This is a genomic window from Microcoleus sp. S36b_A4, assembly GCF_036700645.1.
Lineage (GTDB): Bacteria > Cyanobacteriota > Cyanobacteriia > Cyanobacteriales > Microcoleaceae > Microcoleus.
The window spans coordinates 1-18,100 of sequence record NZ_JAUBPI010000021.1 but is presented as its reverse complement, the minus strand read 5'-3'; the positions used below and the strand labels follow the sequence as shown (position 1 = coordinate 18,100).

Annotated in this window: 14 protein-coding genes; 9 read left to right on the top strand and 5 right to left on the bottom strand. The window is 46.1% G+C overall.

Annotation, left to right across the window (positions count from 1 at the left end):
- Positions 1–110 precede the first annotated feature (110 nt).
- From QUA03_RS09110 to QUA03_RS09090, 5 genes are all read right to left on the bottom strand, one after another.
- Entirely contained in the window at positions 111–830 is a 720-nt protein-coding gene (locus QUA03_RS09110) for a carbonic anhydrase (protein WP_333211442.1), read from the bottom strand.
- Positions 831–934: 104 nt separating this feature from the next.
- Entirely contained in the window at positions 935–2,794 is a 1,860-nt protein-coding gene (locus tag QUA03_RS09105; protein ID WP_333211440.1) for an NAD(P)H-quinone oxidoreductase subunit F, read from the bottom strand.
- 334 nt (positions 2,795–3,128) lie between these two features.
- The gene (locus QUA03_RS09100) at positions 3,129–4,112 is read right to left on the bottom strand and encodes a glycosyltransferase (protein ID WP_333211438.1); all 984 of its coding nucleotides are present in this window, start codon (positions 4,110–4,112) and stop codon (positions 3,129–3,131) included.
- A 331-nt stretch (positions 4,113–4,443) separates the two neighbouring features.
- Positions 4,444–5,559: a phospho-N-acetylmuramoyl-pentapeptide-transferase gene (gene mraY, locus QUA03_RS09095; RefSeq protein ID WP_333211436.1), complete on the bottom strand. Its 1,116-nt coding sequence runs from the start codon at positions 5,557–5,559 to the stop codon at positions 4,444–4,446.
- Between the two features lie 130 nt (positions 5,560–5,689).
- Positions 5,690–5,929: a DUF3134 domain-containing protein gene (locus tag QUA03_RS09090; RefSeq protein ID WP_006631296.1), complete on the bottom strand. Its 240-nt coding sequence runs from the start codon at positions 5,927–5,929 to the stop codon at positions 5,690–5,692.
- Between the two features lie 411 nt (positions 5,930–6,340).
- Here QUA03_RS09090 and QUA03_RS09085 point away from each other — a divergent pair, with 411 nt between their 5' ends.
- The 9 genes from QUA03_RS09085 to QUA03_RS09045 all read left to right on the top strand — a co-directional run bounded on the left by QUA03_RS09085 (position 6,341) and on the right by QUA03_RS09045 (position 17,376).
- On the top strand, positions 6,341–8,017 hold the full coding sequence (locus QUA03_RS09085) for a glycosyltransferase family 4 protein (RefSeq protein WP_333211434.1): 1,677 nt from the start codon (positions 6,341–6,343) through the stop codon (positions 8,015–8,017).
- 140 nt (positions 8,018–8,157) lie between these two features.
- Entirely contained in the window at positions 8,158–8,742 is a 585-nt protein-coding gene (locus tag QUA03_RS09080) for a PAP/fibrillin family protein (protein ID WP_333211432.1), read from the top strand.
- Positions 8,743–9,063: 321 nt separating this feature from the next.
- Positions 9,064–9,324 (top strand): hypothetical protein, encoded by a 261-nt coding sequence (locus QUA03_RS09075; RefSeq protein ID WP_333211430.1) that lies wholly within the window; start codon positions 9,064–9,066, stop codon positions 9,322–9,324.
- 123 nt (positions 9,325–9,447) lie between these two features.
- Complete coding sequence (locus QUA03_RS09070) at positions 9,448–10,116, top strand: Uma2 family endonuclease (protein WP_333211428.1); 669 nt, start codon at positions 9,448–9,450, stop codon at positions 10,114–10,116.
- Between the two features lie 169 nt (positions 10,117–10,285).
- Entirely contained in the window at positions 10,286–10,588 is a 303-nt protein-coding gene (locus tag QUA03_RS09065) for a DUF433 domain-containing protein (RefSeq protein WP_333211427.1), read from the top strand.
- Positions 10,585–10,950 carry a DUF5615 family PIN-like protein gene (locus QUA03_RS09060; protein ID WP_333211425.1) on the top strand — a complete coding sequence of 122 codons (366 nt, stop codon included), beginning with the start codon at positions 10,585–10,587 and terminating at the stop codon, positions 10,948–10,950. Before QUA03_RS09065 ends, QUA03_RS09060 begins: the two co-directional genes overlap by 4 nt.
- Positions 10,951–11,135: 185 nt before the next feature.
- Positions 11,136–11,951 (top strand): PD-(D/E)XK nuclease family protein, encoded by an 816-nt coding sequence (locus tag QUA03_RS09055; protein WP_333211423.1) that lies wholly within the window; start codon positions 11,136–11,138, stop codon positions 11,949–11,951.
- Between the two features lie 214 nt (positions 11,952–12,165).
- Positions 12,166–14,721, top strand: a complete 2,556-nt coding sequence (locus tag QUA03_RS09050; protein WP_333211421.1) for a DHH family phosphoesterase — start codon at positions 12,166–12,168, stop codon at positions 14,719–14,721.
- 351 nt (positions 14,722–15,072) lie between these two features.
- Positions 15,073–17,376, top strand: a complete 2,304-nt coding sequence (locus QUA03_RS09045; protein ID WP_333211420.1) for a serine/threonine phosphatase — start codon at positions 15,073–15,075, stop codon at positions 17,374–17,376.
- Positions 17,377–18,100 lie beyond the last annotated feature (724 nt).

The following is an 18,100-nucleotide window of genomic DNA, read 5'->3' as shown; positions in this document are numbered from 1 at the left end:
ATGTGTGAAGTGAAGAGTGAAGAGTGAACAATCTATTTTGCAGCCTCTTGTCTTTGATAATTTGAGAGTTTAGATGTTAAACTTTTGCCAATTATCAATCCCAGTTTTCATCACGACTCAGAAAGAATAGTGACTCGACCCGTGTCTAAATCGTAATACCCACCAACAACTTTCAGTTTATTCTCCGCAATTAACTTAGAGATAACTGGAGAGGCTTTCAACTTGTTAGCTTGGAGCACAACATTGGCTTTTGAAGCATTTTCTAGCTTGTCGCCCGTTTGGTTTTTCGAGCTTTCTACAGCAGGCTTAATCGCATCGAGCAAACTGCCAATCTGGCCGGGAACTTGAGCTCCTTTAATGGTTGCGTCTACCGCACCGCAACGTTTATGCCCGATTACCACAAGCACTTTTGCTCCCAATACCAGGGTGCCAAATTCTAGGCTGCCAGTTTCTTCTGGAGTAACAACATTTCCGGCCACACGACAGACAAATAAATCTCCCAATCCTTGATCAAAGATAATTTCCGAAGGAAAGCGGGAATCTGCACAGCCGAGAATAGCAGCAAATGGTTTTTGAGATTTGGCAACTTCGGTGAGGCGCCCAAAGTCTTGGTGGGGGTTTTGGCGTTTGCTGTCAACAAACCGCTGGTTGCCGTCCATTAACTGTTTCAGAGCTGTGTCGGGAGTCAAGTCAGTTTGAGCAATTGCTGGTTCAGGTGCAGCGAAATCAGCGCCTGCTCCTACTGCAAGTATCCCTGTACCAATAGCACCTGCGACAAATTTGAGGGAATTGCGCCGGGAAAGATTGAATTGTCTGTGGTCTGAATTCATTTATGCTGCCTTATTTGAACGAGTTTGAAATCTTTGTTCAAGACTTCATGTTTTTAAGATTTTAGATGAAAACTGTCACCTAAAATCTTCAAGCTTATATTTCTTTACCCGCCCACAATCAGCGACAAGCGAGCTAGAAGTGGCCAGCTTATGAGCAGTCCCAAAACTGCCACTCCGAACAGAATTGTCAAGGCGTAAAACTGAGTTTGACCGTTAACGTTGTATTTGAGGCTTTGCCCGCCAAAAACCGTTGCAAAACCGATTAAGTTCACGAATCCGTCAACAATATTGCGATCGACCCAAGAGATAACTTGAGCAACTAGACCGACTGCAAATATCACTGTCACCCGGTAAAGTTTGGCAGTGTAAAAGTCGTAAGCAAAAAAGTCTTGCAGGGCTTGAGAACCAATTCGCACCGGTTTTTCCCATTTTTCGTTCAGGTAAACAAATGCTCCGGCACCGATGCCGATCGCCGTTGACAAAACTAGCACTCCAGTGGCGGTATAATTCAAACTTGCCCCTGGCAATAAATGCCACGCAGCCAGCAAGTGCGGAACGTGCAAAGTAAAGCCCATTAAAACAGTCATCGGCAAGATAAAAGGCCAGTGAACTTCCGGCGAGCGTTCGGTCATTTGCTTTGGTTGGCCGCCAAAAACTAAACCAAAGACGCGCACCAAGCCAAAAGCAGTGACGCCGTTTACAAACAGCACTATTCCTAACAAGAAAGGGTGAGTTTCTGAAAGCCCGGATGTGAAGTCTTCTAAAGCCCAGAAGCAGCCGAAGGGCGGCAGTCCTACTAATCCAGCGCTACCGACAATAAACGATATGGCCGATATTGGCCGCTTTCCCCACAAACCGCCGAGAGAGCGGACATCCTGAGTGATGCTGTTCCAGACTACCGAACCGATGCTCATCACCAGCAAACCCATTGCCAAGCTGTAGGCAAATATTAATGTCAGGGCTGTCTGGGCTTGTCCGGTGCCGACGGCGATAAATACTAAGCCCATGTAAGAGCTGACTATATAGGAAAGCGTGCGCTTGATGTCAATTTGGGCGATCGCAATTAATGAAGCACCAACCGCCGTCGCAGCGCCTACAATAATAGTTGTCTTCAGTCCGATCGGCGACAAAGCAATCACTGGCTGCAACTTAATCAAAATCCAAGCACCAGTTTCCACAACTACGGTGTTCCGCAAAATTGTCGCCGGCAGCGGGCCTTCCATCGCCTCATCCAGCCACAGGTGCAAGGGAAACTGAGCGCACTTACCCATCGGCCCGGCAATCAAAGCTAAGCTCAACAGCGTCGCTACAGTAGGGTCAAGCTTTGCAGTCTGAGCCCAAACAGCCAACTCGTCAAAATTCCAAGTTCCAGCCAGCGGCAGAATTGCGACTACTCCCATCAGCAGGAATAAATCTCCCACCCGCTTGGTTAAGAAAGCGTCGCGGGCTCCTGTCACCACCAAAGACTGATTGAACCACAGCCCGACTAGCAGGTAAGTACCCAAAGTCAGAACTTCCAAAATCATGTAACTGAAGAAGAGAGAATTGCACAGTACCAAGCCGCACATCCCCGCTTCAAACAGCCCCATCAAGGAAAACAACCGAGCCCAGCCCCAGTCCATTTCCATATAACCGAAAGCATAAATCTGCGCTAGCAAGTTCAGTCCGGTAATTAAAACTGTCGCCCCGACGGTGACAGCAGAGATTTCAACGGGAATGGTTAAGTCTAAACCTGCTACATTCAGCCAGGGAATGAACTGGTGTTGCGCTGGTTGGTTCCAAATAGCTGTGAGGGCGATGACGCCGTGTAAGAAAGCGAACAAGGTTAAGATGGCGTTCACGTAACCGGATGGTCTTGGCCCCGTGCGACGGGTAATTGCCGGAAACCACAGCATCGACAGAACTCCACCGATGAGTGGATAGCAAGGTATAAACCAAACCGTCTGGAGTAAGATTTGAGCCATTGGCATTACCTGTAAAGGTTACAAAAATTTAAAATTCTGAGAATAATTACGATCGCGCTGACGACAGCACTGAAAAGCCAGAAGGCAGAATTAGAGGCTATTTTGGCGTCAGAATTCGAGTTACTCGTTGTTTTGAGACTAGGGGGAAAGAATAGACTTATTAATTTTATATTAAGTATTGCGTTAAATTATCGTATTTCTGATTCAGCATATTTATCGGTACCGATAAACTCTACTTATAGGTATATATAGGGGCGGATTGTGTACAAACGAATATTTGTCGATCGCAAGTGCGATCGAACAATGATTTATTGCTCTAAAATATTAAAGCCGATTAAAACCGCTCAATGTCCCAAGCTGATTCTGGCAGTTTGGCTTGGCGCTGCCCCATCGCCCTTGCCCTAACATTCAAAAAACCGATCGGCGTATTGAATAAGTCTACCAGCTCCGAAGAGCCGAGCGCACTTTTTGCCGCCGCAACCGGAAATTCCTTTAACAGCCACCTAGCCAGCCGGTAAAAATATTCGCCTGTTGTGAATTCTCGCATCAAATCGACACCGTGGAGTTCGTGCAAATATTTATTAGATTCGCCGTACCGATACCATTGACTTTGCAACTGTTTTATTGTAGAACGGTGGCGGTGTCGGACGATCGCATTTTGAGCAAAATGTAATTGATAGGATGTTTCCCGCAAAATCCGCCAACACAAGTCAGCATCGCCGCCACTGGTGAGGTGAGGGCGAAATAATCCTATTTGTTGTAAAACGAGCCTCCGTACAGCTAAGTTGGCGGTTTGGCCGTAGGGACAAAAAGGGTGAGCGAGTGTATGTTTTTGAGATAAAGTATTTTGGCGCTCGGCGTGTTGTTCTAAGATAGTTTTACCGGGCAATGCGAGTATTTCCCCAGCGCTAATTCCTACTTCTAAGTCAACAAAGGGTTTAACTAAATTTTCCAGCCAGTCAGATTCCGGGCGACAGTCTGCATCGGTAAATACAATGATTTCGCCTGTGGATGCGCGAATTCCTTGATTGCGGGCGGCGTAGGAACTTTGAATCTGATTTTCACTGAGGTGGCGAATGGTTATTGGATTGAAATTGCTTCCTCCCCCTACCAAAGGGGGGACTGAGGGGGGGTTAGAGGCTGCTGTTTCGAGAATTGCTGAAGTGCGATCGCGGCTGTTGTTGTCTACTAAAAGATATTCTACTCTGTGTGGCGGATAAGTTTGCGATCGCAGGCACTCGATCAACTCCGGCAAATCCCTCTCGCCGTTGTAAACAGGCACAACCACCGAAACCTCCGGTAAAAACGTTTTAGTCATTCAGAAACAACCGTAAACGATAGCATAACTAATATTGAGTAAGATTAAACGAACCGCGAAGGCGCTAAGGAAGATAAATAAGCAAATGTAGTTCTTCCTTTGTCCTAGAACCCTCTTCGCGGTTATTCAAATAATTAAAAAGTGTTACTAATTTCCATTGCATTAACTGAGGATATCAATTCTCAAAATTATAACTTCCGAGCCTTAAACAGGCAAGATGCCTGTTCCACAACTGCATTCAGTTATTGTGGAACAGGCATCTTGCCTGTTTCTATGAAATAGTAGAAAATATCTCTTACATCCCCTGTGCAATCCGTCACGCAATCTCTTCTCAAATGTTGCTAGTTAACATCAGAATCATTAACACTAACGCCCCGTTAGTTAAATAAAAAATGCCAACAACCTGAGTTTCCAACCAGCCACACAACTCTAGATGATGGTGCAGTGGAGCCATTCTTAATAGACGCTTGCCGATGCCATCAGGCCCTTTTGTAGCTTTGTAATAACCTACTTGAGCAATTACTGACAGCGTTTCTACAAAGAAAATCCCGCTGATAATTAATAATATCCAAAGGCTATTTGTTAATAAAGCTACCGCACCCAACGCACCGCCCAAAGCTAAAGCACCTGTATCACCCATAAACACCTTGGCTGGATTGCGGTTGTGTGCTAAGAAACCGAAACAACTGCCACTGATGCAAGCGCAAAAAATCATTAATTCTGGCGAAGTTGAGGCTACAGATGCACCTAGTCCCAAAAGTGCGATCGCCCCCAAACCTCCCATCAACCCGTCAACACCATCGGTAAGATTAGTAGCATTGCTTTCGGCAACTAGCACAAAAGCGGCCAGCGGCCAGAACAGCAAACCTAATGGCAATACCCAACCGAAAGGCAAAGCAACATTCGTAGAAATTGCAGGTTGATGAAACATAAGCCACAGACAAAATAGAGCAGCAAAACTTATTTGCAAAGCCAATTTCATCCGAGGTGAAATACCTTTGTTCGACTTACGTCGCAGAATTTGCCAGTCATCAATCCAGCCAATGAAACCGTAAGCTAAAGTTAAAGCCGATACGGCAACAACATCTGAGTTAAACTTAGACCAAAGTAAAGCGACTGCTACCCCCGCAGGTATAAAAAAGATGCCTCCCATTGTCGGCGTTCCCGCTTTTTTTAAATGGGCTTGGGGGCCGTCTTCGCGAATTATTTGTCCTGCTTTTAGTTGCTGGAGTACGGGTACAACTGCATAGCCCAACCCCGACGCAACTAAAGCACAAACAACGAGCGGCATAAATAGCGATGCAGGTAAATTCAAAAATCTATCCGCTACTACATCTAAACCGATCGCTAAAGTGCCGAGCCCCAAACCCAGCAGCAGGAATAAATTCTTTCCTGTAAGTTTGAAAGGCAGACTAAAAGGGATTTTCTCATCCAAAAAGTTATCCATAACACTCCTCACCACACACTATTTGAGAATAAGCAATTGACAATGGGGGAATAGGGTGCGATACAGGAGATTGAGAAATCTCTGAGTTTTTCTTCCCTGTTTCCGGTTGATTTCTTCACCCTTCTACCCGTTATTCTTCGCCTACACTCACATCCTCTTCTACTTCCTCTTCTAAATCATCGTAAGGACTGTCGTCAACTGCCATCAGTTCAGAAATTTCTTCTTCGTGCAGATAGTCGGGTTCTTGGACATCCCTTGCTAACAGGCGGTTGTTAGATTCCAACCAGTCTAAAAGAGAAGATTGCTGTTTTAATGGAATTACATCCGCAGGTAAGTGGCGAGGAATTTGACGCAGAGATGGGTTGTACATGATTATCGGTTTTTAAAGACAAAGACGCGATCGAGTGAAGTAACGTTTTGCCGACGAACTACTAATTTGATCAAGCACTTGCAAATCGGGCATTTAGCAAGGCTAAAGCATTATACCACAGGCACTGTTTGGTTCCGGATCGGATAAGATGGGAGACCCAAAAGGCGATCGCCCCCAAGCATGGGCATGAGGATAACACTAAAATCCGCTCTTGCCAATCCTTCTTTAGCCGTAAGCATTGTAATCTGAGACGATCGTCTTTAAGATATCGCGGGACACGAGGCGATCCTATTGTGCAAGTTTCCCTAACGGCAAGGGTTTGATTCACAACAGTCTCCTGGATTTTCATCAAAGCCTGAGCCCGAATGCCCTCTGGCTTTTTCAGTCAACTCTCAAGCAATAAATCTCAGAATGGATATAACGGCAGCGGTTTTATACAACAAAGAGGGCTACCACACCGGAGGCAAAAAACTTCTGGGGCGTCATTCAGCCGGAGAAGGGTTTCTCAAAAGCTTAGTCCAACACGGAACCGCCGACTCTCTCTACTGTTGCGCCGATAGCGAAACAACCTTTAAGGAGTTTTGTTCGCACATCCAACCTTGGCTGCAAAAACCTCGGAAAGTTCGCTGGATTCCGATAGAACGACCGGATTTGCTATCTCAACCGGGCACAATTTACCGACCCGATCCGGTTCTGTCGCAGATGGTGTGGGCGCGCAGATTTGTCGATCAGCGGGCCTACAGCGTTTGTGGCGTTACTCACACGATCGGTACACAATACATCATGGAGGCGATCGGCGATTTGATAACCGCACCCATGCAGCCTTGGGACGCCCTGATCTGCACCTCTGCAGCCGTGAAAACAGCAGTAGAAGGAGTTATGACGGAGTGGTCTGAATATTTAGCCCAGCGCAACGGCGGTAAACCGGAAATTTTGGTCAAATTCCCCGTTATTCCCCTCGGAGTCGATTGCAGCGCGTTTCCGCAGGGTGTGGAAGCAGTTAATAGTCGCCACCAAATACGGCAAGAACTCGGCATTTCTCCCGAAGATATAGTTGTGTTATTTGTCGGTCGATTGACTTTTTCTGCAAAAGCTCATCCGGTACCCATGTACATCGCCCTAGAAAGGGCCGCACAACAGACAAAAGCCAAAATCCACTTAATTCAAGCCGGTTGGATAGAAGATCCGAGAGAAAAACCCGACTTTAAAAATAGCGCACAAATATTTTGTCCCTCCGTGAATGCTATTTTTTTAGATGGGAGACAGCCGGAAATTAGAATAAATATTTGGTCGGCGGCCGACATTTTCATTTCGCTGTCCGACAACATTCAAGAATCCTTCGGACTGACGCCAATTGAAGCTATGGCGAACGGACTCCCGGCCATAGTCTCAGATTGGAACGGATACAAAGAATCTGTACGCCACGAAATAGACGGCTTCCGCATTCCCACACTCATCCCGCCCCCGGAATCTTGTTTAGATTTAGCCTTAAATTATCTTGACGGCAGCTTAAATTGGCCGACTTACATGGGTCACACCTCCCTCGCCACAGCAGTTGACATTGATGCTTGCACCCGCGCGTTGTGCCAATTAATTGAAAACCCAGAAGTGAGAAAGCGGATGGGGGAAAATGCCAGACAAAGGGCGAGGGAAATTTATGATTGGAAAGTAGTAATTGCTGCTTACGAACAATTGTGGCGGGAATTAGCAGAAATTCGCCAGGGGGCATCGGAGTCCGCACCTTTAAAACCTGGGAAGCCGCCTTATCCCCTAGGCGACGATCCGTTTCGGGTATTGGGTAATTATGCGACTAGAAGTTTAAGCAATGAGATGATACTGAGTCTGGGGGCGATCGCCACACCAGAACTTTTAAAGCAGGTACAGACAATTAGGTTTACCAGTTTTGGTGAAGATAGGAGAATATCTGTTAACATTCAGATGGAGATATTGGATACAATTAAGCAGGAAGGTGCGATCAGCGTGGGGGAAGTTATCCGACGCTACGTTAAAAACGAGCAAGAATTAGCATACCTATATCGGACGATGCTCTATCTGGTGAAATTTGGTATCTTAGTTATTAGTCATTAATCAATGTAGGGTGCACACTGGACACAGACAAACCCAATAATAAGCGCGCTAAAAACGACTTGTCGCGTAATTTATAAATAATATTGAACGCGAACTCAAGAATATTTTTTCCTTCTTCATCCCTCTTCCTAAAAAAATATATGCTGAGAAAATCTGCACTCTTAGAGATAATTGCTGGTAAGAATCGCGGTTTGCTGGCGACTCCCAGCGACAAACAAGCAATTTTAAGTGCGATCGCCCAATTGGAAGATTACAACCCCACATCACGCCCTGTCGAAGCCGGAGAGCTTTTAAATGGTGATTGGCGGTTATTGTATACCACCAGCCGCGAACTGCTGAATCTCGACAGTTTTCCCTTGGTAAAATTGGGTCAAATTTATCAATCTATCCGCGTCAAAGAATCTAAAATTTACAACATTGGCGAACTTTATGGCTTGCCTTATTTGGAAGGAATTGTCAGTGTAGCAGCGAGATTTGAGCCAACTTCCGAACGGCGAGTGCAGGTGAAGTTTGAGCGGTCTATAGTAGGTTTAAGCAGGTTGATTGGCTATGAATTTCCGGGGAAGTTTATCGATGAGATTGAGTCGGGGAAAAAGTTCGCGGCTGTAGATTTCGGGCTGGATACTCGCGAACAGCAGGGATGGCTTGATATCACTTATTTGGATAAAGATTTGCGGATTGGACGGGGGAATAAAGACAGTGTTTTTGTCTTGACAAAAGAGTGATTTTGTGATGTGTGATTAAGTGCGATCGCCCCTTAACTCATTCTCAATTTATCTTTCTTTCATCCGCGTTTATCCGCGTTCATCTGCGGTTAAAAATCAAAAATATATCACTTCTGCAAACGATTCAACACTTACTAAAACCCTCAAATCCATAGCCGATACAAGCTTCAGATAGGATAACCGTTAAAACTTAGCGTTAAGAATTGACAATTGACAATTCTTGTGATATGTGCTTGAATTTTAATGGAAAAGGCGTTAGTACATTCCCGCCAAGAAACTTACTAACGCCTTTTGTGTACTCCTTACGAATACAACACGATTATGCCACAAAACGGTTATCAACAGGGATTCGCAGCGAATCCTAGTGCGATCGCGTACCAAAAACGCCTTTACCCTTGGGCGATCGCCAAACTCATGCCCAGTATGCAGCGGGCGATTGTGGGGCGATTTCGCAGTCGATCGGATGCTGACGGACACTTGCTGTGTCTGCGTCAACTGATGCCTCAAACAACGCTTGTCGTAGTCTTTGACTTGCAACCAGACTTAGAAGTACCAATTGCGGCGCCCACAGCAATTCGATAAGCACAAGGATCTGATCCCCCCCTTAAAAAAGGGGGGCTATAAAAATTGACAAATACCAATTACCACGACAGATAAATATCAACCTAAGTTAGGATAATTTTATCCTCAATTTGCTTTTAAATCATGACTTCTACAACTGCCAAATTCATCGTGTCTCAAGTGGGAGAAATTCCCCAATGGCAAGCCGCGACATGGGAAGATTATGTAGCAGCCTGCGAAGATCCATCTTTGGAGAAAGCCAGAATATTTTTTTATGAAGGATATCTTTGGATAGACATGGGTAATGAAGGGCCTCAGCACGCCAGATTTAACGATCTGTTTACTATCATATTTTTCGTGTGGTTTACTACCAAAATAGGACAAACTTTTGATTCTCTCAGCGGTTGTGTAATTGAGAAACCTAAAGTGGGAGCGGGTGCCCCAGATAAAGTTTTATACATCGGCGGAGATTTCCACCAATGGCAAAAAGGGGAACCCCGCCGAATTAATCTGAATCAGTCGCAAGTTCCCGATTTAGTCGGGGAGATAGCCGATACTACTTTGGCCAGCGATTTAGATGAAAAAAAGCGGTTGTATGCTGCTTTGGGAATTCCTGAGTATTGGGTAGTAGATATTAAGGGCGAGAGAGTTTTGGCATTTCGCTTGCAGGAAAACGGGAAATATCAAGAATGCGAAATTTCCGGTGCGCTTGAGGGATTGCCAATTGCTTTGCTGTCGGATACTTTGAAACTTTTGGGTGAGGGAAATGGGACGGCGGCGATGTGGTTTGCTCAACAAATTGGGAAGTTGTAGAGAAGTGGGCGAAAAGTGCGATCGAGCGTAGCTATCCCGTAGGCAATCGCCCTTAATGCTTCTAAATCTTGTACGCAATTATCGCTTAAATAGAACCCTCAAGGGCATAAACAGTTACACATTTTTAGAAGAAATCTATATAATCAAGTTAAGTGACTTGAGAAAATGTATGACAACAACTGTAGTAGACATCGGGACTTTAATTATCCGCAATCCCAACCTTCGAGGCGGCCGTCCGATTATTGCTGAAACTGGTACTTCTGTCCGCCGCATCGCCGTTTTGTACAAGCAGGGTAACAGTGCGGAAGAAATTGCTAGGCTGATGACTCACTTATCGATCGCACAAGTTTATGCAGCTTTAACGTATTATCATGCTAATCGAGAAGAGATTGATACAGATTTAGCTGAGGAACAAGAAGCTTACGAACAGTTAGCAGAGTTACACTACAAAAACCTCAAGACAAATTCATGAGCATTATTCTACTGCTGCTAGACGAAGATGCGATGAATTCGGCTCTGCTAGATGCTCTACGCCTGCGGAGTGTTGATGTTATTTCTGTGGCAGAAATAGGAATGCTGTCTCGCAGCGATGAAGAAATTTTGTATTGGGCTCATGAAAATCATCGAGTAACCTATAGTTTTAATACTAGGGATTTTTATCGATTGCATACTAATTTTAGCACGCAAGGGGAAGAACATATGAGGATAATCTTGGGACAGCAGAATTATTCAGTTGGGGAACAATTGCGTCGCTTGCTAAAAATTATAGCTAGTAAATCCGCAGAGGAAATGTACAATCAAGTCGAGTTTTTAAGTGCTTGGGGTGAAGGATAAGCGATCGCACTTGGAAAAAAGTGCGATTCCCTACGGGATAGCTACGCTCGCGCGTACTCTCCTCTAAAAACGCGATCAAAATTATCGGCGTCCATCTCCGTCCATCTGCCTCAATCTGCGGTCAAAAAAAGATTAATAGCCTCGCTTACCAGCCCAAAAAATATAAAATCTAAAATCATAAAAAAATGCTCCGACTCTCCCAAACCCAACTCAAAATTCTCGAAGAATGCCCCCGCAAATTCCAACACAGCTACCTCGAACTACTCGCCACCACCGCATCCCCAGAACACAAAGAAAAACTCACATGGGGAAGCCACTTTCACCTATTAATGCAGCAGCGAGAACTCGGACTTCCCATTGAATTTATCATCCAACAAGACCCCGAATTGGGACGCTGTGTAGCAGCATTTATCAACACAGCACCCGAACTTTTCGCCAATTCAGAAAATAGCGATAGAATTTTCCGCCAAGCCGAACACCCCCGCACCCTAATTTTCCAAGACTACCTATTCACCGTTATCTATGACTTGCTAATAGCCGAACCAAACGCCGCCCAAATTCTCGACTGGAAAACCTATCCCCGCCCTCAAAAATCAAAATGGATAGCCGAAAGTTGGCAAACTCGCCTCTATTTATACGTCTTAGTAGAAACCAGCGACTATTCCCCCGAACAAGTTTCTATGACATACTGGTTCGTACAATTGCAAGGAGAAGAACCGCCGCAAAAACTCACGTTTTATTACAACCAAACAGAACACGATCGCACCAAACAAGATTTAACCCACCTATTACAGCAGCTAACCGACTGGCGACAGCGCTATACCGAAGGCGGCGAATTCTTACCCCAAGTAGAAATTAGTTCCAATCTTTGCGATTCCTGTCAATTTGCCACTCGCTGCAACCGCACAACAGACACAAAAACTCCCTCAGCAGATATTCTCGCAGAAACTCCCACAGATTGGCTACCAAATCTTGCTATAATCGACGAAATATTTATTTAATATATAAACAAGCCCCCATATTTTACTCGTTACTAGGCTCTGCCTCCAATTTTCCCGATCGTAAGTGAGGCAGAGCCTCTGGAAATGGGTTCCCAGGCTCTGCCTGAAAACCAGTTACCAGTTACTCGGTTTAAGTTTTATTTAACATACAAACAAGCCCCTAGATTCATCTGTGGTCACAATCTAAAATCTAAAATCTAAAATCTAAAATCGAATGACAGAACTACTTCAAAAATTACCAACTCAACCCCTATCCGAACCCCCAGATTGGCTGCTCCAAGCTGTCAGAAACCATGCACCCGAACTACCCGGAAACTATGCCGCTACACTTCTGTGGTATAGAGGAATTCACAACCCCGAACAAATACCCGGTTTCTTAAATCCCCAACTTTACCAACCAGCAAGTCCCTTTGAATTCGGGCTAGAAATGAACTGGGCGATAGAAAGAATCCAGCAAGCACGAAACAGCGGCGAAAAAGTCGCTATTTGGGGAGATTTCGACGCCGACGGCATTACCTCAACCTCCGTACTTTGGGACGGACTGGGAGAATTTTTTGCTCAAAACGACCAACTAACTTATTACATTCCCAACCGCTTAACCGAATCTCACGGACTCAATATCCCAGGAATAGATGCCTTAGCAAAAGCGGGAATTAGCTTAATTATTACCTGCGATACGGGCAGTACAAACATCGCCGAAATCGAATACGCCACCAGCTTAAACATCGATACAATTGTCACCGACCATCATACATTACCTGAAGCTCGCCCGCCAGCTACAGCCATTATCAATCCCCGCTACTTCCCCCCAAACCACCAATTATTTAACCTTTCAGGAGTTGGAGTAGCTTACAAATTAGTTGAAGCACTATATCACACATTACCGGATATTCCGCAGCGCCCGATCGCAGATTTATTAGAATTAGTAGCGATCGGCTTAATTGCCGATTTAGTCCAACTTACAGGAGACAGTCGCTACCTAGCACAACTCGGAATCGAACAACTGCAAAAACAACTCGCAAATCCCACCCGGCCGGGAGTTGCAAAATTGCTCGAACTGTGCAAAAGATCGGGCGATCGCCCAACCGACATTTCCTTCGGACTCGGCCCCCGAATCAACGCCGTCAGCCGCATTCAAGGTGACGCCAGCTTCTGCGTAGAACTCCTCACCAGCCGCGACAAAAAACGCTGCGAAGAACTAGCAAATTTAACCGAAATTGCCAACTCCCGGCGCAAATCTTTACAAAAAGATGTTGCCAAAGATGCCGCCACCAAACTAGCCAAACTCGACCTCTCAACTACTAGCGTCATCGTCCTCAGCGACCCTCAATGGCCCGTAGGAGTATTAGGATTAGTAGCGGGACAAATCGCCCAAGAATATGGCCGGCCCGTGATTTTATTCAGCACAGAAGGAAGTGAACAAATTAATAAAAATTCCCCGGAAACGCAATTTACATCCTTATTAGATTCAGAATCACCAACACTTTCCCCATCCAAAATTGCCAGGGGTTCCGCCCGTTCCGCCAATCAAATTGACCTTTACCAATTAGTCAAAGACCAAGCGCATTTATTGCACAGATTTGGTGGTCATCCCTTCGCCGCCGGATTAAGTCTCGCAGTTGAAAATATCCCTCTCTTTACCGATGCGGTAAATCAGCAACTGCGGCAACAGTACAGCACCGATAGTTTAACAGCCGCCCCCGTTGAAGCAGACCTAAAAATTACTGTCTCCGAATTAGGCAAAGACTTATTTCAAGAACTAAAATTGCTCGAACCGTGCGGTATGGGCAACCCCGCACCCAAATTGCTGATTGAAAACTGCTGGTTTGACAATCTCTGGAATCAAAAAATTAAGGATTTGAAAGGGCAAAAAATAGAATATATTAAAACAGAATTTACAATTAGGGATGAATCTACCGATACGGGATTTCCCGGCATTTGGTGGGGACACAATCAAAACGAAGTTCCCCAAGGCCGCTGCGATGTTACGGTTGAACTAGATTTTAATACTTACAAATCGCGGTATGAAGTGCGCCTCGTAGCACTACGGGAACGCACGGAAGACAGCCAAATAAATTCTCAGACTAAAATAGATTGGATCGTAGACTGGCGCAATAGAAATAACGATGAAGAGTTGTTAGCTGCTAGCACAAACTTAGAATCTCCAATGCCGATCGACAATCTAGTTTACAATTCCGAAAAGGTCGATCGCGAAAACTCGATCGTCCTCGAAGAATGCCCCGCAAGCTGGGACGAACTGCGGATCTGGTTTCGGCAAGCACAGCACACTCAGAAAAAACTCGCGATCGCCTATACTTTACCTCCACTCGTACCCCCACAGCAAATCTGCCAACAGCTAATCGGCATCGCCAAATACCTCAGCCGCACCAACAAACCCGTCACCAGACAACAACTCCGCCAAAAACTAGGTATCAGCGACACATCGCTGCAACTAGGGTTCAAAACCCTAACATATCTCGGTTTTAAAATCAATTATCGCGATCGAGCTTTCCACATCACCAGACAACCCGAAACCGCACAGCGTCAAGACGCGCCCGATCAAATCCCCAAACCCTTATTAGATAGCCAATCCCTTCAATTCTCAGTGCCAAATTCCCCGATTGCTGCCCGTTTTGCATCGCAATTCCTAGCAGCCGTCTCCGAAGAACAATTCCGGCGGAAATATTTCTGTGAAGTACCCCTTTCGACCATTTTGTCGATCGCGCGAGAAACCGTTTTCCAAGAAGATTCTATAGCAATTCCCTTCTAACTGAGATATTGCACCATTGTTAAGAACGGAATCTCCGGCCCGTTCCACTCATGAGATAACTTTGCTTATGGGTTACACACGCTGTTACCACTGGTGGGGCTGGCTTTTGGTCTCCTGAAGCGAGAGAAATTTTTGTCGGTCTCGCTTAAGAGGTCTATTCCTGACACGGAGGCAACATCTCAGTTCTAAGAAATATCTTAGTTCTGAATTCATCCCGATAAAATAAGGCATAGGGCAATGCGAGTTATCCGTTGCGAGTCAGGCCCAAAACTCATAACTCCTAACTCACAGCCCAAAACCCAAAACTCCCCACCGCCAAACTCGCTCGCCCATCTCTCATTTAAAACCCCTATGCTTCTGTGTCCCCGCTGCCAATTTGAAAATCCCAATCCAAACAAGTTTTGTCAACAGTGCGGAAATTCCCTAATTTACAAACCTTGCCACGAATGCGGTGCCCAAGTCGCTTTTAGCGCCAAAGAATGTCAGAATTGTGGCGTCGCAACAGGTCAAGTGTGGCGGGCCATTATCTGCGGTCGATCGAATTTTCCAGCAGTCGAGCCAGACGAGTCAACCCTACCCCCAGCCGAGTTTCCGCAAAAACCAGAGATGGTTCCAGAAATCGCATCGCCCCAAAACTCTCCTGAACCAATCACAGACGCCATTAAAACGGAAATCACCACCCCACCCGAACCCCAAACAGCAGTCGCACCAACTTCTCCACAGACCGAAGCCGCCGAATTCAGCAGCGCAGAAATAGACGCTGTGGTAGCCGTGGGGGCGATCGCACCAGAATCCTTTCAAACAACAGAAAAAAGCTCTACTACAGCACCAGAGCGCGAAATAACCCCATCTGAGCAGCATTTTACAACCGCACCACAGCCTCAACAAATCCACGAAACAACCGAGAACCCCGACAGCCCAAACATAGCTGACATCTCCCCTCCATCTCCAGAATTCCCCGTCCCCAATTCAGAATATTTAATCCCTTCCCAGCCAGCCGGAGCTTATTTAGACACTCAGCAGCGCTACCAACTCCTAGAAACCGTGCCGCCGAGAAAACGCTCAGACACAGTAGCCGTAACAGTATTGGACTGTCAGCCGCTGGAAATGTCACCCCTCAAAGCCATGCTAGCAGCCAACTCTGCCAGCGTCGCCAGACGAACATCCCCCTATACCGCAGCAATCAAAGGCGGAGAAAATTCAACCAATCCCGCCTTAGCAGAGCTTTGCCAAGGCATAGCTGAACCTTACCTGGCACTCCGGTGGCAATTCTCTCAAAACCTGCCAGTCATTCACGATAGCTGGTCAGACAACGAACAGGCAGTCCTGCTCCTAGAAGACTGCTCCCAATGGCCGCTGCTGGTAGAACGGTGGAATCAGCCCGAAACTTCCATCCAGCAAATTTTATACTGGCTGCACGAAATGACAGAACTGTGGGCTGCCCTAGAACCCTGGCGCTGTCGGCAAAGCTTGTTGGAACTGACAAATTTGCGAGTCAACCCCGACTCTTCCTTTTCCTTGGCTTCTTTGCGGCTGCAATACCTCTATCCCGAACCCGCCGGCTCAAACCTGCAATTGGTAGATTTGGGGCAATTGTGGCAGGTGATATTTAGCCAGTCCGATCATCGCACTCAGTTTGGCGCCTTGCTCGAACTGCTGCAACAAATGTACAGAGGCGAGATTAACACAATCGAAGAATTGCGATCGCGCCTAGAAACAGTTCCCCTCGAACTCCAGCCCGCACCTTCACCAAGCTCAACCCCGACACACAGGCATTACCGCAGTCCCGACGAGTCGCCCCCCGAGGTGGGCGAGGTCTTAACCCAGCCCATGCCACTTCAGATTTACAGCTTAGAAGACGCAGGTCTCACCGATGTTGGCCGCACGCGCGACCACAACGAAGACTTCTTCAGCATCTGGACTCAGCTCAACAAACTCGAAAGCTCCTTCGGTCGCATTTTTCAAACCAAAGGGCTTTACATTCTCTGCGACGGCATGGGCGGACACGACAGCGGAGAAGTAGCCAGCCAACTAGCGGCTGAAACCCTCAGAGAATTCTTTCAAACCCGTTGGGAAAATCAACTACCTCCGGCAGACACCATTCGCGAGGGAGTGCTGCTAGCCAACAAAGCCATCTTTGAAATCAATCAAAAGGACGGACGCTCCGGCAGCGCCCGCATGGGCACAACTCTAGTCGCAGTCTTAGTTCAAGACACCCACTTCGCCGTTGCCCACGTCGGCGACAGCCGCCTCTACCGACTGAGAAAGGGACAAACCCTAGAAAAAATCACCTCAGACCACGAAGTCGGGCAGCGCGAAATTAAGCGCGGAGTTGACCCGGAAACTGCTTATGCTCGTCCCGACGCCTATCAACTAACTCAAGCCCTCGGCCCGCGAGACAGTAATTTTCTCAAGCCTGACGTGCAGTTTTTAGACTTGTGCGAAGATACCTTATTAATTTTGGCTTCCGACGGCCTGACAGATAATGATTTGTTGGAAAGTCACTGGCAGAACACTCTCGAACCCCTGTTCAATCCCCAAGCTGATCTCGACCAGGGAGTTACCCAGTTGATTGAACTCGGTAACAAACGCAACGGTCACGACAATATCACGGCAATTATCATTCGGGCGCAGGTAGGCGCATTTCGATTTTAGAATGTGGATGCTGCCAACTTTTTCAAAGGTGGCGTCTTTCCTACGTGACGCCCTGGGCTAAACCTGCAATTCTTGCAGAGAAAAAAACAGCTTCTGCCGTTTCCGGGCAAGGCTTTACTGCTCGCTCTGTTCTTAGCTATCTGGTGTTAAAACAGCTTCGGTTTGAGTGATAAAAAACTGATTACAGACCCATACTATTGCAGACAAGCTGTAGAGTACCAACCATTTATCCGTAGCTTTAATTTTGAGACTCTGTTCAGGGAATCTACCGGAAAAAGTTGCTTGAGAGTAAGTGGATTCATCATAGTTGAAAGAGCTTTTACTTACAAAAATAGTTGGTCTAATGAAAAAAAATCCACTAAAATGAAGTGAGTCCGCAGGCTGGCTAATGCGAAATCTGTTTTATACTCGATCGCTATCGGGGCAACGTGGGAAGTGTCTGCTCTACATATATATGTGGGGCTGACATCACAATCTGCTGCTACATCAAATTTACGTAAAAGTTTAGCGATTGTTTACCTAGTTTTTGTTTTTGCAATTTTTAAATTGATAGACTGTGTTTTAAGGAGCGATCGACTCCTCAGAATTTTTACGAATAATTGTTCCCCAAAAACTATTGATCACTTATTGTTTATGAAATCTTTAATCTGAAGTTCCCCCAGTAGGGGGAATGTTCAAATCTCACAAACCCTTGCACTACAAGGAACGATCGCCTTTTTACCCC